Genomic DNA, 19,696 nt, shown 5'->3' with positions numbered 1-19,696 from the left:
AAAAAAAGCGGGCTAAATAGCGCCGCTTTTACTTCTCTACCTTTTTGAAGAACTGCGGAAGATACTCTTTATGTGCTTCCAACATTTCATCTAAAATTTGTTTTGCAACTTTATCTGATGGTACAAGTGGATTGATTGTCATAGCAAGCAGCGCCTTATGATAATCCCCTGTAACAGCAGCTTCAATTGTTGTGCGCTCGAATGATTTAATTTGTTGTACTAAACCGCGAACTGGTACTGGAAGGTCTCCAACTGCAATTGGTTTGGGGCCTTCTTTCGTAATAATACAGTTCACTTCAACAGCTGAATCATGTGGTAAGCTTGCAATTGTTCCGTTGTTTCGTGTATTAACAGGCTGGATATCACCTTTATTATTGTAAATAGACGTAATTAAGCTACATGCTGCATCACTATAATAAGCTCCGCCACGTTTTTCTAATTGTGGTGGTTTAATATCTAAGTTCGGGTCTTTATATAACTCAAATAAATCATTTTCTAATTGTTTTACTACTTCTGCACGTGTACCTTTTTCAACAGAAGCTTCTTTCTCTTCTTCTAACATTTCACGTGTTTTGTAGTAATAACGATGGTATGGACATGGAATCGCACGAAGTCCGCGAATAAAGTCTGGCTCCCAGTTAAGCGCTGCGATATTTTCCATCGTAATTTGTTTTTCTGGATCTGTCACAAGCTCTAACACACGGTCCATTACACTTACGCCATCTAAGTATACATCTAGTCCGTATACCATATGATTTAAACCTGCGAAATCAACGTGAACACGACTCGCATCTACTTCAAGTAATCTTGCAAGACCCATACGAATTCCGATTGGAACGTTACATAGACCAACTACTCTTTGAATATTTGTATAACGAAGAACTGCCTCTGTTACCATACCAGCTGGATTTGCAAAGTTAATTAACCATGCATTTGGACAGAGCTCCTCCATATCCTTACAAATATCTAAAATAACAGGAATCGTTCTCAACGCTTTGAATAAACCACCAGGACCATTCGTTTCCTGACCGATTACATCATACTTTAACGGAATTGCTTCATCTTTTGCACGTGCTTCTAATAAACCAACGCGAAGTTGTGTTGTTACAAAGTCAGCATCTTTTAATGCCTCACGGCGATCAAGTGTTAAATGTACCTCGATTGGTAAGCCTGATTTTTTCACCATACGTTTCGCTAAGTTACCAACGATTTCTAACTTTTCTTTTCCTGCCTCAATATCTACTAACCAAATTTCACGAACAGGAAGCTCATCATAACGCTTAATAAATCCTTCAATTAACTCTGGTGTATAACTAGATCCACCGCCGATTGTAGCAATTTTAATTCCAGTCATGCTTTATTCCCCTTTCGCTTCAAGCTTTTTATAAAGATCGATAAACTCTGCTGCTAATTCTTTCACTGTAATCGCATTCATTAAATGATCTTGTGCGTGAATTAAAAGAACACTAACCTCTGTTTTTTCTCCTCTTGCTTCTGATTGTATGAGCTCTGTTTGGAAATGATGCGCTTCATTAATCGCTTCTTTTGCCTTTACCATCGCTTCATCTGCTTCTGCCATTTTCCCCTGTTTGGCAAATTGAAGTGCCTCCATCGCAAAGCTTCGTGCGTTACCACTATTTAAAATCAATTGGAATGGAATTTGTTCTGCTGTAGTCATCATAATTACCGCCCTCTCTATAAGGTTCAACCGATTTAAATACCCCTTCAGTTTGAACATGTCTATTAAAGTATGAATTTATTAATGATAGTTTAGTGTTCATATAGATGTTTTTCATCTTTTTGAACATGATATAAAGGTAATTATTCTGACGAGCTATAGGAACTCGCCAGAATAATATTTTTTAAAGTGATACTGAATTGTCGCTTCCTTTTGTTTCAGCTTTTGCAGCCTGTACATAAGTACGGTCACACATTAATACGAATGGATAGTAAATTACTACCGCGATTGCAAAGTTTACTACTTGTAATGCTGCACCAGCGATGCTTCCGCCCGCTACAAGATAACCACTAAAGATTGGTGGCATTGTCCATGGAACTAAAGCAACTGTTTTTGGCACCCATCCTAAAGAAATTGCTGTATAAGAAGTAATTACTAATACAACTGGTGTAAGTACGAATGGAATGATTAACGCTGGGTTTAATACAATTGGTGTACCGAAAATAACTGGTTCGTTAATGTTGAAGAAACCAGGACCGATAGATACGCGCCCCACACCGCGAAGCTGCGCACTTTTTGCAACAAGCATTACCGCTACTAGGAATGCTAATGTTGCACCTGATCCACCGATGTACACATATACATCAAAGAATGGTTTTGTGAAAATATGTGGTACATCATATGCAGACATACCATCGTTAAATAATTTAATATTTTTTTCTAATGCTGGTAAATAAATCGGGTCAATAATACCACCAACGATATTAGGACCATGTAATCCGAAGAACCATAATACATGAATAAGTAACGCTACAATAATTGCACTTGGTAATGTACCTGCTAAACCTTGTAATGGTACTTGAATTGTTTCAAATACGATTTTATGAATACTTGTTCCTGCTAATTTCACTGCTAATTGAATACTTGCTGTTACGATTAAAATAACGAATGCTGGAACTAACGCTGCGAATGATTTCATTACTGCTGGTGGAACACCATCTGGCATTTTAATTGTAATATCTCTTTGAACGAAGAACCTAAATGCCTCTGTTACAAGAAGAGCTACAATGATAGAAACGAATAAACCTTGTGATCCTGTCCACGCTAAATCAATACCGCCTTCTTTTGGCGTTGTCGGAGAAATAATAATTAATGCACCGAATGTAATAATTGCTGCTGACAATGCGTCAACGCCGTAAGATTTCGCTAAATTATAACTTATCCCTACTGCGACTATGAGGGCGAGTATAGCGAAGGAACCTGCCCACATACCACCGCCGATATCTTTCCAAACGTCACCGAATGCACCTTTCATAAATTTTTGGAATGCATCCACTGGTAAGTTATTAACAAGTATTGCAAATGATCCAACTAAGATAAGAGGCATAACTGCGATAAATCCATCACGGATCGCAACTAAGTGACGCTGCGACCCAATTCTACCTGCGATTGGAACTAAATATTTCTCCATAAATGCAATAAACTTTTGCATTTCGCTTCCCCCCTAATTATTTTTTAAGTGTTAATGCGTGATCTAAAACTGCTTCTCCATTCATCATGCCGTAGTGCATTGGATTGATAACGTCGATTCCAACGTTTCTCTCATCAGCAAGCGTTTTCATTGAAGAAAGCATGTAACGAACTTGTGGTCCTAGTAATAATACATCTGCTTGATCGATATTCGTTTTTACTGCATCCCCAGATACAGCCCAAATCTTGCCTTCTAAACCGCGAGCTTTTGCAGCCGCTTCCATTTTTGTAACTAGTAAACTTGTAGACATCCCTGCTGAGCAACATAATAAAATATTCATTTGAAAATCCCCCTTGTGTAGTATAAAAAATTTATGTTTTATTTATTTTTCTTTACGCTATTTATTAATGCAATTAGCGTGCCAACTTTTTAAAACCACTAAAATCAGCACTTTTTCGACTATTTCCTTTGTGTGTTAACGCTTTCAATTAGTGTGTCGTCCAAAAAACACACAGTGTGTTATAAAACAACACGCTTTTAACACATAACTGTATGAAAATAGATTAGTGTTTAGTTGTCTAGTTGTGTTTAATATGAAAAAACACTAAAAAAACTTTTTTATCGTAGGAATCTAGTAAAAAACAACATTTTCTTGGGCTCAGTCTTCTATCTATTCTATTGTCCAAGCAAACTCTACTAGATTACATAAAATAGAATAAAATAACACAATTCGAAAGGGGATTCCTATGCCAAAACATAGAAAAAAAAGCAAAATAAAGATTTATAGAATAACAAGCTATAAAAAAGACAAGCGTTCTGAATTAGACTCTGACAAATTTGAACTAGAACAGCAGGACAAGCATGATATACAAGACAAACAGGACAAACAGGATGAGCAGAATAAGCAAGATAAGCAAGTACAATCGGAAAATGTAACTATAGTACCTACAGATTCACACAGCTTAGATGTGTGGGATGAAATTTCTCTAAAGGAAATACAAGCTGGTGAACATACGAGCCTATTTGAAGAAAAGAGTAATTATCAAAATATTAATTTAGTCCAAGTAAACGATGTTCGCTTATACTTGGACAAGCAACTACAATTCAGTTCCGTTGATGAGCAAATTTATCATGAAGCACTTGTACATCCGATTATGGCAAAAGTAATTGATCCAAAACGTGTTCTCATATTAGGTGGTGGCGATGGCCTTGCCTTACGAGAAGTTTTGAAATATGAAACTGTGCTACATGTAGACCTTGTTGATTTAGACGAGGCAATGATTAATATGGCACGTAATGTTCCAGAAATAGTATCTTTAAACAAAAATGCTTTTTTTGATAATCGTGTGAACGTGCACGTATGCGATGCAAAAGAATTTCTAAATTCACCTTCATCTTTATACGATGTAATCATTATTGATTTTCCAGACCCAGCGACAGAATTATTAAGTACTTTATATACAAGCGAACTATTTGCTCGTATAGCTACATTCTTAACAGAAGATGGTGCTTTCGTCTGTCAATCTAATTCACCTGCTGATGCACCTCTAGTATATTGGAGTATCGGTAATACAATTGAACACGCTGGATTAACTGTGAAGAGTTATCATACAATCGTTCCTTCTTTCGGAACTGACTGGGGATTTCATCTTGCTACTAATTCTGCACATGTACTCGATCAAATTGAACAATTATATGTAGTACCAACTCCTCGAACATTGCCTGCTCTTCTTTTTCCTTTATTTCAATTTAAAGAAGAACATTTAGAACAACGTAACCTCGCTCTTTTAAATTCAGAATCAAATCTTATCTTACATCAATGCTACAAACAGGAAATGAAGTTTTGACAATATTATAATAAGGAGTGCTACCCTATGGAATATTCTACTTTTGGCAAGCATATAATAGTAGATTTGTGGGGAGTGGACTTTTCCCTATTAGATGATATGCAATTTTTAGAATATCATCTAGTTACAGCTGCAGATTACTCTGGTGCCCATGTTTTAAACGTAAGTAAAAAAGAGTTCCAGCCATATGGTGTTACTGTATTAGTGTTATTATCAGAAAGCCATCTTTCCATTCACACTTACCCGGAACAAAATTTTGCAGCTATTGACTGTTATACTTGCGGTACAACCGTTGAACCACAAATATCGATTGATTATATCGTAAATATATTAAAACCGGAGCGGATGCATATAAAAAGATTAATTCGTGGTATAGGAGAAATTGTTACTGCCGATTAATTATAACTCTTACTCATCCGAAAAAAGGAGGATTGTAAAATACCATCAGTGGGATGAACATTTCGCTGATGGTACAGGCACATACATAAAATGAAATTTTAATTAGTGGGTGTTTTACTGCCCGTTAATTCGAGATAAAAAAACCTTGCATAAGCAAGGTTCATTCATCCACCGACATCTTCCTATATAACTCTACAAACTCACTCGCTAATTCTTTCACCGTAATTGCATTCATTAAATGATCTTGCGCGTGTACCATTAAAAGAGTAACTTCGGTCTTTTCGCCACCAGCTTCTTTCTGGATAAGCTCCGTTTGTACACGGTGCGCCTCTTTTAATTCCTCTAGTGCTTCTTGTAATTTAGCTTCAGCTTCTGTAAACTCCCCACGCTTCGCACAATCAATTGCTTCCATTGAACAACTTCTCGCGTTTCCCCCATGCAAGATTAAATGAAAAGCTTTTGTCTCTATCGTATCCATTTTAGTTCTTTACTCCCCCTTTTCTTCCGCCAGTTTTTGTTTATCCCATATTTTTAAGAACGGTAAATAAATGAAGAATGCTAGCGCAAAGTTAACAAGTTGCAAAATAACACCTGAAATTTTCCCGCCCGATCCTAAATATCCACTAAAAAGAATAGGTGTCGTCCAAGGTACAGCGGCCCCACTCGGACGTGCGACCCATCCCCATTCCATTGCAAAGTAAGAAACAATTGTTAACACAACTGGAACTAATATGAATGGAATTAGTAAAAGTGGGTTCATTACAATCGGCATACCAAAAGTTACCATCTCATTAATATTAAATATACCAGGTGCAATTGACAATCTCCCTAAACTTTTTAATTGTTGACTTCGTGCAAATAGTAACATTCCGACAACTAGAGCAAGCGTTGCACCAGAACCGCCCATATAAATCCATAAGTCAAAAAACTGTGCCGTAATCGTATTTGGTACATCTTGCCCAGCTTGAAAAGCGACTCGGTTTTGATCCATTAACGACAACCAAACGGGGCTCATTACACCACCAACAATAGTAGCACCATGAATTCCACACGACCAAAGAACATGAACGAGAATAACTGCTATTATTGCGCCCCAAAGACTAGCACCAAGTACACTAAGTGGTTCCTGTAAAATTTGTCCTACAATATTATGGATACTGCCAAAAGAAGTATTTTCTATAATTAAGCGTAAAATCCAAATAACTGTTACAACAATAAATCCTGGAACAAGTGCCGCAAATGAACGCGTGACAGCTGGTGGAACTGTCTCTGGCATCTTTATAATTATCTTTTTTTGTACAATAAATCGATACAGTTCAGTAGATATAAGTGCAATAATCATTGCTACAAATAACCCTTGGCTTCCCATTAATGCAGCTGGGATAGCGCCTTCTACAAGTACACTTTCTTTTGTACTTGGTATAATATATGCAACTTGAAATGGCGTCGCAAGTAAAAACGTCACAAGCGACAATGCCCCGGATGCTAAAGCATCCACTTTATAATACTCTCCAAGTCTGTAAGCGATTCCAAAAACAGCTATTAAAGCCATTATATTAAAAGTTGCACTAACTGGATACCCTAAAGCTCTCTGCCAATTCTCACCAAACAAACCTGCCATAAACTCGTTATATCCGGGTATCGGCAGTGCACTAATAATGAGGAAAAACGATCCAATAATTAAGAAAGGCATCGTTAAAATAATTCCATCTCGAATTGCTTGTAAATGCCTCTGCTCTGCAACCTTCCCTGCTACCGGCATCACGTACTTCTCTAAAAACCGTATCATCTATCCCACTCTCCTCATGGTTTCATTGACAAAGCTGCTTGCAAGATAGCTTCTCCATTACAAAGTCCGTAATGAACAGATTGAATGACATCAACAGGTATCCCTTTATCCTTACATAATTCTTTCATTTTCGGTAATAAATAACGTACTTGCGGTCCAAGTAAAAGGACATCAGCTTTATCAATATGACTATTCACTTCAGAACCTGATACTGCCCAGATTGTTACTTCTATCCCTCTTGTCTCTGCTGCTTTCTCCATCTTTGTAACAATCAAACTGGAAGACATTCCCGCTGCACAGCAAAGTAAAATATTCATCCCGCTTCCCTCCCCTTTTTTCTCTACCTAAATTATGGTGCACTCCTTGCCACCACTAGGTTACAAATATATATGTCTAGATTTCCTGCTGTATGCCGAGCTTAAAAACAAAAATTTCTTGGTTTTCGCGCTATTCCATTTATCCGTATTCTCCTAGTAAAGAGAACTCTAACTCGCTATAATGATTCAGTATGACTTTTTTTAATTGATAGGAGGATATATTTATGAAGGCATATCGCTTTCCACTTATTTTATTATCTTCTATCCTAATTGGTGGTTTCATTGGTTATTTCATGGGTGCCGATGCAGTTGCTTTAAAGCCGCTTGGTGACATTTTCTTAAACTTAATGTTTACGATTGTTGTACCTCTAGTGTTCTTTAGCATCGCATCGTCTATTGCTAATATGGATGGATTAAAACGTTTCGGTAAAATTATGTCTAGTATGGCTGGGACTTTCTTATTTACAAGTATTTTAGCTGCTATTTTTATGATTATTGTTGTGAAAATATTCCCGCCAGCACAAGGTGTTGTACTAGAACTAACACAACCTGACAAAGCCGGCAAAGCTGTTAGTGTTGCAGATCAAATCGTCGGTATTTTAACAGTATCTGACTTCTCGAAGTTACTATCTCGTGAAAATATGTTAGCTCTTATTTTCTTCTCTATCTTAATGGGGATTGCAACTTCAGCAGTTGGCGAAAAAGGAAAGCCATTCGCTACATTCCTACAGGCTGGTGCAGAGATTTCAATGAAGGTTGTATCTTTCATTATGTACTACGCCCCAATCGGACTTGCTGCTTACTTTGCAGCATTAGTTGGCGAATTCGGACCACAACTTCTTGGAAATTACTTCCGAGCAGCAATGGTATACTATCCTGCTTCTCTAATTTATTTCTTTGTATTCTTCACATTCTATGCATACCTTGCAGGTCGCAAACAAGGTGTACAAGTATTTTGGAAGAACATGGTCTCTCCTACAGTTACATCACTTGCAACTTGTAGTAGTGCCGCAAGTATTCCAGCGAACTTAGAAGCAACGAAGAAAATGGGTATTTCTTCAGACGTTCGTGAAACAGTTGTCCTTCTTGGTTCTACACTTCATAAAGACGGCTCTGTTTTAGGTGGCGTATTAAAAATTGCTTTCTTATTCGGTATTTTCAACATGGAATTCGAAGGACCGAAAACATTAGCAATCGCACTTGTTGTTTCTCTATTAGTAGGAACAGTAATGGGTGCTATTCCCGGCGGCGGTATGATCGGTGAAATGTTAATTGTATCTCTATACGGTTTCCCGCCAGAAGCACTGCCAATTATCGCAGCAATTAGTACAATCATTGATCCACCTGCAACGATGTTAAACGTAACAGCAGATAACGCTTGTGCGGTAATGACAGCTCGCCTTGTAGAAGGTAAGAATTGGATCAAAAACAAATTTGCTTAATAGAAAGAGGATGCTCGTTTAGAGCATCCTCTTTCTTTCGTTATTTGTTGATAAGTTGATAGCTCCTCTCGCCACAAATTTGTTACAATCTTCACAAATATTCCACATCCATTATCCATTCTCCGTACTATAATCATGTATGGAAAAGGAGATGAACACGATGACACAAAGCGCACCTGAATTTAAAGTTTTGCAAAGCATTGCATTTCTCGCTGTCGTTTTGCAAAGTTCGTTATTATATACAATGAAGCAAGGAAATGTCTTACTTGAGCAATCCCTCATTATGGGCATGCTATTTAATCTTGCAAAATTCTCAGCACCAGCATTCATATTTATCGTTGGATTTCACTTAATTCGTCACTATACGAAGCAATTAGTATATAAAGAATATATTTCTGAAAAAGCGACACACTTACTCATTCCTTATTTCTTTTGGTCTATTCTTTACTTATTAACAACAAATGATCTTATTACGTTACAAAGTGGAATAAAAAGTTTATTACTCGGAACAGCCGCGCCCCATCTTTGGTACGTTATTATGATGTTCCAAATTCACTTATTGTTCCCTTTACTATGCACACTTTTTTATTGGTTTCAAAAACGAACAGAAAATAAAAAAGACATATATAAATATATGACCTTTTTCGCTTGCCTATATTTTCTATTAATGTGGTTCTCTTCTCACTATATTTTTAATGGAGAAAAATTAACAAGTTCAACAATTTTACATTATACAGATCGATCATTTCTATTCTACTCATTCTATTTCGTTATGGGCGGCATCGCCGCTGTAGCACTAAAAACTTGGCGGCTATTCGTCATGAAACATATCCCGCTTATAACAATATTATTTTTCATCTTATTTTTATTCATCAATTATGAGTTGTTTAGTTTTTACGGAGCAAACTCTATTCATTTAACTGTTTCTACCTATTTAAAACCATCTATGTTTTTATATATCGTATGCGAAATTATCATACTGTATGTGTTATCTATTATGATAGTACAGCGTCGTGGTTTCTTATATAAAACGTTACGTTTCATTGGAAATTACACGTATGGTGCTTATTTAGCTCATTTATTCTTCTTGCAACTATGTACAAAACTTCTTTCCTTATTCACGCTGCAAGAAAATACTATATTGTATACCCTATTACTATTTGTGTTAACGGCCATTATCTCTATTTCAACAATGGTCATTTGTAGCACAATACCATTTCATATTTGGATTACAGGGCCTTCTCCTACAACAAAGGTGAAATGGACGAAGGTTGTATTCCGAAAAAATCATAAAAAACTATTCAAGCCATATATTTGATATAATAATACGCATATAAAAAGAAAGCGAGAGACACCTATGATTAATCAAGTTGGACAAATTATGCTATATGTAAATAACCAAGACGAAACAGTACAATTTTGGACAGAAAAAGTAGGGTTCCAAATCATTGCGGAAGAAAATAACGGAAACGGATTCCGCTGGATTGAAATTGCACCGGCGAAAGAAGCAGGAACAAGCATCGTCCTTCACGATAAAGCGTTAATCGCGAAGATGCAACCTGAACTAAACCTAAATACACCTTCACTTATGTTCTTCTCAAATGACTTAGACCGTCTATATAAAGATCTTTCTGAGAAAAATGTCACAGTTGGACAGGTTGTAGATTTACCTACTGGTAGAGCATTCAACTTTGCTGATAATGAAAATAATTACTTTGCAGTAATGGAACGTAAATAAAAAATAAGCTATCCGAAAAAATCGGATAGCTTATTTCATCTTAAGAAACTTGTTCTACATTCGTTTCTCTATGCTGTATATGACTCGTAATCCAAGCAATTCCACCGGCAACAACGAGATAACATAACAATATTAAAATTTGCATTTGTAATTGCGACCAATCTCCTAAAGAAATAACATCTTGTAATCCTCTAAGAGAATGAGACATTGGGAGAAATTGTCCAATTTTACTAAGAACAGCTATATTTAATTCTCCTGGGAAAGTACCTCCGCTCGTCGCTAATTGCAGGACAAGAAGGGTTACCGCTAAGAACTTTCCAACAAGACCAAATACTGTTACTAGCATAAGAATAAATGTCATGAACGTAAAAGAAATAACAATACTTGATAAAACAAAAAGTGGCACACTTGCGACTTCTAATTTCATAACACCTAGCACAACTACATCTACGAGTAGCGCTTGAATAAGTCCAATTAAATATACCAATCCTAGTTTATTAATAAAATGTACCGTTCCGCTTACCTTCATATTTTGTCTGCGACCAAGCGGTAAAATATTCGATGCCATAATTCCGCCAACATAAAATGCAAGCGATAAGAAATATGGTGCAATACCTGAACCGTAATTAGGCACGTCAGAAACTGTTGACTTCACTAACTGAACTGGCTCTGAGAACATCGTATTGCGTGCATCATCATTACGAATATCCGCTATCTTCTCTGCGCCCTCTCCTAATTTCCTAGAAAGTTCTTTCGCACCATCATCAAGTTTAACAAGTCCGTTCGTTAACTGATCAGCACCATGATTCAGCTCTGTTCCGCCACTCGCAAGTTGATTTACACCTTCTTGTAATGATGTAAATCCAGCTCCCCATTTCGTAAATCCACTAGCTAAATTTGTAGCACCATCTGCTATTTTTTTCGTTCCAGCAGTAGCTTCATTTAACTTAACTCCGAATGTATTCATACCTTCTTCAACCTTATGCTGACCATTTGCAAGCTTCTGCGCACCTTGTGTTAATTGTTGTTGGCTATTATTTAAAATACTTGTTGCTTTAGCTAGTCCATTAGACGTAGCAACAATTTTTTGAAAAGCGGGATCTTGCTGCACTTCTGGATGATTTTTCACGTACTCTTCTAATTGTTGTTTTACACTATTTGCCGAATTGTCCGCTTTCGCTTGCCCTTCAGCAAGTTTTTCATTTCCATTCACCCATTCATTTGTACCAGCACTTAATTCACTAATTCCTGATTGTAACGTTTTTTCACCTTGTGCTAGTAATTCCATACCACTATGAAGTGATGTCGCTCCTTGACTCAGCTCATTTGCTCCCCCGGTTAAAGCAGATTGACTGGATGCAAGCTTTTCACTTCCTTCTTTCAATTTCGATGTCCCATCACTTAAACGATCAATACCATTCGCAAGCTGATTCGCTCCATTTTTTGCATCGGTCGTTCCTTCATGTAACTTCTCAGCACCATTACTTGCATCACTCAATCCTTGTGCCAAATCTTGAAACTTTGAAAAGACACCTTCTGTATAAGATTTCGTAATACTGTTTGAGATTTTTGTTTTCATATTTTCAACAGCTGTCGTTCCAATTTGCGCTGCTACAAAGTTTTTACCCGGATTTACTTTGTACTGCAATTGTGCTGGTTCTGGTTTCTCATCCATAAGTGTACTTACCTTTTTAGAGAAATCAGCTGGAATCGTAACAACCATATAGTACTTATCTTCTTTTAGCCCTTCATCAGCATTTTTTTCTGATACGAAATGAAAAGCCAGTTCTTTATTCTCCTTTAAATTTTTTACAAAATCGTCTCCTGCATGAATTGTTTTCTCATCCATCGCAGCACCTTTATCTAAATTCACAACCGCAACGGGTAATTTATCTAATTTTCCGTACGGATCCCAATATCCAGCTAAAAAGAATCCTGAATAAATTAACGGAACGATTAATAAAAAAATTAAAGCGATACGTCCATGTTTATGATGCCACATCGCTTTCCAATCTTTAAATACAAGTTGAATTCCCTTCATGAAACATACTCCTTCTCCGAATTTAACACCATTAGAATGGTTTAACAGATTTACTATACACGTCACTTTCCATACTGTATAATACATCTTTAATTATTAATTCATTCCTTTTGGTCTATAGAAAGGAGACTCGAAATGGAACTGCTCCAGTTAAAATACTTTCAGACAGTCGCACGACTAGAACATATGACAAAGGCAGCTGAAGAATTGCATATCGCACAACCTTCACTCAGCAAAACAATAGCTAGACTCGAAAAGGATTTAGGCGTTCCTTTATTTGATCGCCAAGGTCGACAGATTACTTTAAATTCTTTCGGAAAAGTATTTTTAAAACGAGTAGAGCGTATTTTTCATGAATTAAGCGAAGGGGAACGAGAAATTAAAGATTTAGCCGAATTACAACAAAGCTCTATTACACTAGCCGTTTCTATTCCGAGAATATTACCAGAACTACTTGGCTCTTTTTTACTAGAACATCCTAACGTTCGGTTCCAACAATTTCTGGCATCCACTCCTTCTATGAAACGACAACTAGATAATATAGAAATTGACTTTTGTATCTCCTCTGTGCCAATTGAAGGAGAAGAAATTGTTTGGGAACCACTTATTACAGAAGAAATTTTCTTAGTCGTCCCTTCAGGCCATCGTTTATCAGGCCGAGAAAATATCCACCTCCATGAAGTAAAGGACGAACCGTTCATTAGTATGAACACTGGTTATGGATTTCGACACTTAACGGATGAATTTTGTAAAGAAGCTGGTTTCACTCCACATATTGCTTTTGAAGTCGATGAACCGACCGTGATTAGCGACCTCATTAAGCAAGGTCTCGGCATCGCTTTTGTTCCAAGTTTAACTTTATTAAAAAACTCTACTTTAGCATCGAGCAAGTTGCGTATTATTGAACCCACTTGTCAGCGAACCATCGGATTAAGTTGGTCAAAAAAACGCTACTTATCAAAAACAGCTCAGCAATTCCGTGAATTCGTGATTGACTACTTCTCTAATATTAGGACGTAAAATTATATGAACAAATAAAAGGTGCCACCCTCATATGGTGGCACCTTTTATTGTTCACTCTTCTTTAATTCCATTTCAGCTAAAAGTGGTAGTACGTTATCAAAAATATGCGTATTATTATTTTCACCTGTTACATATCCACCGTAATATCTACTAAATACGTTGTCATTTCGGAATGTGGCCATATGATCATACAATTCCTTCGCAAACTTTGTATCACCTGTTTGTAGTACGTACAAAATCGTTAGTCCATACGCGGCCGGCGATTCATAATTCACAGTTTGTTTTCCCGTTTCTAAATTGTAACGACCGTATAGCTTTCCATCCTCCTGGAACTTCTTTTTTATAAATTCCAAATAAGCAGCTGATGAAAGACCACCTAAACTTCGATGATATGCAACGTATGATTGGTCAATAAGATTCACTTCTTTATCGTACGTAAATGTACCATCTTCTTTATACTCTTTTGGGAATGCCCAGCCATGCCTTGGATAATCTGCTAAAAATTGAACGACTTCCTGATATTGCTGAGCAGAAACTTTGCCGTACTTCTTCATATAGGAGAATGCACGCGGATTTATGTATGATGTTGTTACAAAATTATTTTGTTTCCCTGCATCTGCATCATAATAATCAACATAATAATTATCTTTTTTATTATAACGAAGTACAGCATCACTTAATTGATCGGCAAGGTTTTTATAACGCTCTTCCTTATACATTTCATAAGCACGATATAATTGTTCTATAATACGAAGATCATCTATAAGTGCATTTGTAGCTGACTGCCTCTCTCCCTTTTCAGAGAGTTTCCATAAAACAATATGATTCTTATATATGAAATTATCTTGAATAACCTTTACTTGCTCATCAAATAACGCCTGATCATCTTTATCAAGTGTATAGTGTAACCATAATCCCGCCGATTCTGATAAAGCTTCACGTCCCTTAGCTTCACCCGTACCTGCCTTAGTATCTACTAAACGATACGTGGCAAGTGTTCCATTGTCATTCACCATATGTCTTAAAATAAAATTTTCTGTACGGTTTCCTTGTAAAGCTGACCAAAATACAATTCCACCTAAAGCGATTAAGAAGATAACTCCAATCCCTATATATAAACGTTTCCGCAATCTTTTCACCTCCCTAGTAAGGCTAACCTTAATTTTATCAGAACATACATAAATTTAAAAAAGACAATCTATTAGATTGTCTCCCCCCATTTCTATCCCTCGCAAACCTCTTTAGAAGGTTTATATAGCGATTGTACAAGTCGATCATATTCACGACGTGTAATTTCTTTATTATATAGCTTCAATAATAAATCTCTATGCTCTTTTGAAAATGCCATCTTTTTAATGACTTCAGGATACATAAAACACCCTCTCCATTTCACATAAACTTCTTCATTCTAAAAACAGAACTTATGTTCGCATAAAAGATTATAAAAGATTCCTGAGCAAAAAACAAACAAAACATGACCAACTATTTATTTCTTTCTATTCAAAATATTACAACATTATATTATCATATTCACTTTTTAAATACATATATATTTTTGGTAGTTTTTTTGAATAAATCTTCCAATTCAATCAGAAAATAATGGCAAAAAAGAAGAGGAGTTTACATATGGATACGGTAACATTAGCAAGAGCATTTTTCGGTTCTTCATTAGCATTCCACATTATCTTTGCAACACTTGGGGTCGGACTTTCATTGATGATTTTTATAAGCGAAATACTCTATCACTGGAAGAAAGACTCCGACTATGCCATTATGGCGAAAAGATGGACAAAGGCGTTTGCTATTCTTCTCGGTGTAGCAATTCCAACTGGAACAATCGTTGGTGTGCAAATCTCACTTCTTTGGCCTGGTTTCGCCAAAATTGTTGGGCAAGTTATTTCTGTTCCCTTCCAAATTGAGATTTTCGCCTTCTTTTTGGAGGCTTTATTCATGTCGATTTACGTATATGCAGCCGATAAACTTCCTCCATTTATGAGATTAATCTCGCTATTTTTCGTCATGCTTGGTGCCACGGCATCCGCCGTGCTTATTACATCAGCAAATACATGGATGAATACACCAGCAGGCTTTTCAATGAATCCAGATGGATCTGTTTTTAACGTTGATCCTTGGAAAGCTTTCTTTAATCCGAGTTTTGGTACAAGTGCATTCCATGTCGTTATTACGGCTTATGCAACTGGTGCGGCTGTCATTGCTTCTATCGCTGGATTTAAATTATTGAAGAAAAATTTAAGTACACGTGAAATTGCTTATCATAAAAAAGGGCTGCTATTAGGGCTTGTCGTTACATTTATTACAGGCGCTACGATGTGGCTTTCAGGACATGAATCAGCGATCGCCTTACATAAACACTCACCTGAAAAACTTGCATCTGCTGAAGCTTTATTTGAAACGACATCACACGCACCGCTATCCATTGGCGGAGTTGTGGATCCCAATACACTTGAACTAAACTATGCACTTGAAATTCCCAACATGCTTAGCTTATTAGTGGGACTAGACCCTAGCACTGTCGTAAAAGGTCTAAAGGAATTTCCCCAAGAAACATGGCCACCATTTTATACACATACACTATTCAACTTAATGGTCGGCACCGCTGCGTTTACCTTTGCAGTTGCAGCAATTGCGCTCTTATATTGGTACTTCGTTTACCGAAAAAAGGGAACAGAACTACCGAAGTGGCTACTTTGGGGGGCTGCCGCATGCGGACCAATTATGATGCTCGGTATTGAATTCGGATGGATTTTCAGTTGTAGCGGTCGTCAACCATGGACAATTTATGGTATGCAACGTACCGTCGATGCATCTACACGCGCCGATTTCGTCGGTCCTTTATTTGTTTTGTTCATCATTTTATATATTGGACTCGCTATTTTAACAGTCATTGTTCTACGGACATTCTTTAGAAGACATCCATTAAAGAATGATTTACAACATCAAGGAGGCGATTCTCATGCATGAGGAAAGTATTGCAATCATCATCTTATGGGCCCTTATTTTCGTATACAGTATACTAGGGTCCATTGATTTTGGAGCTGGTTTTTGGGGCATGGTATACGCAAAACATCCGACGCTCGCTGCTAAACTTGCGAATCGGTACTTATCACCAACTTGGGAGGTAACAAATACGTTTCTCGTCTTCGTCGTTGTCGCATTTCTCGGCTTCTTTCCGAAAGCGGCCTTTACTCTTGCGACAGTAATGTTCGTACCAGTTATGTTAATTTTAGTGCTCGTTGCAGTACGTAGTACGTTTATGGTATTTGCTTACTCCTTGCCAAAATATCAGTACCTTCTTCGGGTTATTTCAGGTATTACTGGTCTCTTAATTCCAGCACTATTAATTACCGTTTTACCCGTTACAGAGGGAGCCTATATTACAATGTCTGAAGGAAAAGAAGTACTCCTGTATGGAAAACTTCTTTCTAGCCCGGTTATCTACTGTTATATGCTTTTCGGACTAACGTCTGAACTATTTCTCTCCTCTCTCTTTCTTGCTGATTTTGCGAGAGAACAAAGTTCAGAAGATACGTATAGAATTTATAGAAGAAATGCTATCATTCTTGGTCCTGCAACGCTCGTTACAGCAATCATCGCCCTCGTTGTAATGGACCCAGAAACACATTGGCTTATGCAAGGATTAATAAAGCAATTCCCGTGGTTTACAGTTTCTATTGTTTTATTCGTTATCGGATACTCGTCCCTTTGGTGGACAAACAAAAAATACAATACACTAGGATACCCTCGCATTGCCGTTTTAGCTGTCGTCGCTCAATATGCATTTGCAAGCTACGCTTACGGCGTCGCGCATTTACCGTATATTATTTATCCTGACGTAACTGTATTTACAAGCTTCACAACGACAGAAACGTTCTATGCACTGCTCATTCTATACGCAATTGGGATTGCAATTTTATTACCAGGATTTATTTTCTTCTGGAATTTATTCTTGAAGGATCGTACTTTTTTGAAGGAAAAATAATATAGTCTTGGAGTCTGTCCCAAAAGGCATTTTGGAATAGACTCCTTTTGTCATGTTTTGTCGATAAGTCGATATATTTTAAAAATCGCTGATATATTTTGAGTTGCGCCGATATATCTCCATAATCGCTGATATATTTTAAGTTGCGCCGATATATCTCCATAATCGCTGATATATTTTAAGTTGCGCCGATATATTTCAATAATCGCTGATATATTTTAAGTTGCGCCGATATATTTCAATAATCGCTGATATATTTTAAGTTGCGTCAATATATCTCCATAATTGCCCATATAAATTTCATTTACTATTTTACTGCCCCAATAATTTATAGACTCCTCTCATAATAGTTATTTCACTATTCGTGACACTTGTCCTTTAGCTTGAAAAACACATATTCGCTTCATCTCGTTATACGTCTAGTTCTTCTTATTTTTTGCTGAATATACTACCAATATAAACTTGAGACAAGCTACATCTGTTCAAGGGAAAATAGAAAGGTAGGCAAAATATGAGCATTGAAATATGGATTACTATTATTGTATTCTTCTTAACGATGATCGTTATCTTTTGGCGGCCTCGAGGTTTGAATGAGGCGTGGCCAGCAGCAATCGGAGCTGGTATCATCATAATTACTGGACTTGTATCAAAACCAGACGTCATGGATATTATAAGTAAAATTGGCGGTGCTTCCATAACAATATTAGCGACCATCGTCATGGCAGTTATATTAGAAAGCTTCGGCTTCTTCCATTGGTCCGCAGCGAAACTGGCAAATCTAGCGAAAGGTTCTGGACGCCGTCTATACTGGTATATTCAATTATTATGTTTTCTTATGACTCTTTTATTTAATAACGACGGTAGTATTTTAATTACAACTCCCATTTTAATTCTTCTTCTAAAAAACCTTCAATTAAAACCACATCAACAAATTCCTTATTTATTAAGCGGAGCTTTAATCGCTACCGCATCTAGTGCACCAATTGGTGTAAGTAATATCGTAAACTTAATTGCATTAAATATCGTTAATATGACTCTTTATATGCATACTGCTATGATGTTTGTACCTGCAACATTAGGCTTATTATTTATGTCATGGCTCATGTATACAGTTTTGAAGAAAAAACTTCCGAAAAAATTACCTGTTTCTTCATATGATATTGAAGAAATTTTCTTCACGAAAAACTTCCATCCACTAAAAGGAAATAATTCTGTTGATACGAAACAAAAACGGACAAGATTCATGTTAAAAGTATTAGGTTTCGTCTTCCTGATGCGCTGTCTTCTATTCGTTGCATCCTTCTTATCCATCCCAATTGAAATCGTTGCAGTACTTGGTTCACTCGTTCTTCTCATTTGGAGATGGTACTACTTACGAACAAACCCTGTCGACATTTTGAAAAAGACACCGTGGCACATTTTAATTTTCGCCTTCTCTATGTACGTCATTATTTACGGACTCCACAACGCAGGATTAACAGCTGCACTTGTACAATGGCTCGAGCCAATTGTGAATCAGCATCTACTCTATGCTAGCTTTGCAATGGGCGGACTTGTATCCATCCTCTCTAACGTCTTCAATAACCATCCTGCCCTTATGATTGGTACAATCACATTAACAGAAATGGGACTAGATCCGGTCACATTAAAAACAATCTATCTTGCAAACATCATTGGTAGTGACATCGGTTCACTATTACTACCAATTGGTACACTAGCTTCACTCATTTGGATGTATATTCTGAAACAAAACAAAATTAAAGTAAAATGGAAAGACTATTTAAGTGTATCCCTTATCGTTATCCCGCTCACAACAGTCGTCACACTATTCCTCTTATTCTACTGGGTACATCTCTTCTTTGCCTTATAAACAACAGAATCCCCATTTACTACCGTCTTAGCAAATGGGGATTCTTCTATAATAAAGTTAGGTACTACAGTGTGATCAATC

General features: G+C 36.9%; 19 protein-coding genes. 9 read left to right on the top strand and 10 right to left on the bottom strand.

Annotated elements, in window-relative coordinates:
• Positions 1-28: 28 nt before the first annotated feature.
• The 4 genes from celF to DN404_RS03775 form a co-directional block, all read right to left on the bottom strand.
• Positions 29-1,354, bottom strand: coding sequence for a 6-phospho-beta-glucosidase (celF, locus tag DN404_RS03790; protein WP_000145762.1), 1,326 nt, complete (start codon positions 1,352-1,354; stop codon positions 29-31).
• Positions 1,355-1,357: 3 nt separating this feature from the next.
• Positions 1,358-1,681, bottom strand: coding sequence for a PTS lactose/cellobiose transporter subunit IIA (locus DN404_RS03785; RefSeq protein WP_000989055.1), 324 nt, complete (start codon positions 1,679-1,681; stop codon positions 1,358-1,360).
• Positions 1,682-1,862: 181 nt separating this feature from the next.
• The gene (gene celB, locus DN404_RS03780) at positions 1,863-3,170 is read right to left on the bottom strand and encodes a PTS cellobiose transporter subunit IIC (RefSeq protein ID WP_149214742.1); all 1,308 of its coding nucleotides are present in this window, start codon (positions 3,168-3,170) and stop codon (positions 1,863-1,865) included.
• 16 nt (positions 3,171-3,186) lie between these two features.
• A complete protein-coding gene (locus tag DN404_RS03775; protein WP_001023569.1) occupies positions 3,187-3,489 on the bottom strand; it encodes a PTS sugar transporter subunit IIB in 303 nt (100 codons plus the stop codon).
• Positions 3,490-3,895: 406 nt separating this feature from the next.
• Between DN404_RS03775 and DN404_RS03770 the strand changes: the two genes are divergently transcribed.
• Together DN404_RS03770 and speD are read left to right on the top strand one after the other, a co-directional pair.
• On the top strand, positions 3,896-4,996 hold the full coding sequence (locus DN404_RS03770; RefSeq protein ID WP_001123939.1) for a polyamine aminopropyltransferase: 1,101 nt from the start codon (positions 3,896-3,898) through the stop codon (positions 4,994-4,996).
• Positions 4,997-5,023: 27 nt separating this feature from the next.
• On the top strand, positions 5,024-5,395 hold the full coding sequence (gene speD, locus DN404_RS03765; RefSeq protein WP_000456823.1) for an adenosylmethionine decarboxylase: 372 nt from the start codon (positions 5,024-5,026) through the stop codon (positions 5,393-5,395).
• A gap of 160 nt (positions 5,396-5,555) precedes the next feature.
• Here speD and DN404_RS03760 read toward each other — a convergent pair whose 3' ends face one another.
• From DN404_RS03760 to DN404_RS03750, 3 genes are read right to left on the bottom strand one after another with little or no spacing between them, the layout of a single operon-like run.
• The gene (locus DN404_RS03760) at positions 5,556-5,873 is read right to left on the bottom strand and encodes a PTS sugar transporter subunit IIA (RefSeq protein ID WP_000379645.1); all 318 of its coding nucleotides are present in this window, start codon (positions 5,871-5,873) and stop codon (positions 5,556-5,558) included.
• A gap of 9 nt (positions 5,874-5,882) precedes the next feature.
• Positions 5,883-7,184: a PTS cellobiose transporter subunit IIC gene (gene celB, locus DN404_RS03755; RefSeq protein WP_000617789.1), complete on the bottom strand. Its 1,302-nt coding sequence runs from the start codon at positions 7,182-7,184 to the stop codon at positions 5,883-5,885.
• A 14-nt stretch (positions 7,185-7,198) separates the two neighbouring features.
• Positions 7,199-7,501, bottom strand: coding sequence for a PTS sugar transporter subunit IIB (locus tag DN404_RS03750; RefSeq protein WP_001023557.1), 303 nt, complete (start codon positions 7,499-7,501; stop codon positions 7,199-7,201).
• 224 nt (positions 7,502-7,725) lie between these two features.
• Here DN404_RS03750 and DN404_RS03745 point away from each other — a divergent pair, with 224 nt between their 5' ends.
• The 3 genes from DN404_RS03745 (at position 7,726) to DN404_RS03735 (ending at position 10,681) form a co-directional block, all read left to right on the top strand.
• Positions 7,726-8,943, top strand: a complete 1,218-nt coding sequence (locus DN404_RS03745; RefSeq protein WP_149214741.1) for a dicarboxylate/amino acid:cation symporter — start codon at positions 7,726-7,728, stop codon at positions 8,941-8,943.
• Positions 8,944-9,103: 160 nt separating this feature from the next.
• Complete coding sequence (locus tag DN404_RS03740) at positions 9,104-10,261, top strand: acyltransferase (RefSeq protein ID WP_000194290.1); 1,158 nt, start codon at positions 9,104-9,106, stop codon at positions 10,259-10,261.
• A gap of 39 nt (positions 10,262-10,300) precedes the next feature.
• Complete coding sequence (locus DN404_RS03735; protein WP_000610162.1) at positions 10,301-10,681, top strand: VOC family protein; 381 nt, start codon at positions 10,301-10,303, stop codon at positions 10,679-10,681.
• Between the two features lie 40 nt (positions 10,682-10,721).
• On the opposite strand, the gene DN404_RS03730 is transcribed toward DN404_RS03735, so the two are convergent.
• Complete coding sequence (locus tag DN404_RS03730) at positions 10,722-12,722, bottom strand: YhgE/Pip family protein (protein ID WP_149214740.1); 2,001 nt, start codon at positions 12,720-12,722, stop codon at positions 10,722-10,724.
• Between the two features lie 135 nt (positions 12,723-12,857).
• Here DN404_RS03730 and DN404_RS03725 point away from each other — a divergent pair, with 135 nt between their 5' ends.
• Positions 12,858-13,742, top strand: a complete 885-nt coding sequence (locus DN404_RS03725; RefSeq protein WP_000421926.1) for a LysR family transcriptional regulator — start codon at positions 12,858-12,860, stop codon at positions 13,740-13,742.
• A gap of 47 nt (positions 13,743-13,789) precedes the next feature.
• Here the strand turns inward: DN404_RS03725 and DN404_RS03720 are convergent, their stop codons facing one another.
• Together DN404_RS03720 and DN404_RS30420 are read right to left on the bottom strand one after the other, a co-directional pair.
• Positions 13,790-14,875, bottom strand: a complete 1,086-nt coding sequence (locus DN404_RS03720; protein ID WP_140421493.1) for a transcriptional regulator — start codon at positions 14,873-14,875, stop codon at positions 13,790-13,792.
• A gap of 92 nt (positions 14,876-14,967) precedes the next feature.
• Positions 14,968-15,117 carry a hypothetical protein gene (locus DN404_RS30420; protein ID WP_000283179.1) on the bottom strand — a complete coding sequence of 50 codons (150 nt, stop codon included), beginning with the start codon at positions 15,115-15,117 and terminating at the stop codon, positions 14,968-14,970.
• A 254-nt stretch (positions 15,118-15,371) separates the two neighbouring features.
• Between DN404_RS30420 and cydA the strand changes: the two genes are divergently transcribed.
• The 3 genes from cydA to DN404_RS03705 all read left to right on the top strand — a co-directional run bounded on the left by cydA (position 15,372) and on the right by DN404_RS03705 (position 19,615).
• A complete protein-coding gene (cydA, locus tag DN404_RS03715; protein ID WP_000381978.1) occupies positions 15,372-16,727 on the top strand; it encodes a cytochrome ubiquinol oxidase subunit I in 1,356 nt (451 codons plus the stop codon).
• Positions 16,720-17,745 (top strand): cytochrome d ubiquinol oxidase subunit II, encoded by a 1,026-nt coding sequence (locus DN404_RS03710; RefSeq protein ID WP_000544187.1) that lies wholly within the window; start codon positions 16,720-16,722, stop codon positions 17,743-17,745. Before cydA ends, DN404_RS03710 begins: the two co-directional genes overlap by 8 nt.
• Before the next feature lie 511 nt (positions 17,746-18,256).
• Entirely contained in the window at positions 18,257-19,615 is a 1,359-nt protein-coding gene (locus tag DN404_RS03705; protein ID WP_000021123.1) for an arsenic transporter, read from the top strand.
• Positions 19,616-19,696 lie beyond the last annotated feature (81 nt).

This window comes from Bacillus sp. TE8-1, assembly GCF_008368855.1.
Taxonomy (GTDB): Bacteria; Bacillota; Bacilli; order Bacillales; family Bacillaceae_G; genus Bacillus_A; species Bacillus_A cereus.
Note: the sequence above shows the minus strand (reverse complement) of the source record. Positions and strands in the feature narration are given on the sequence as shown.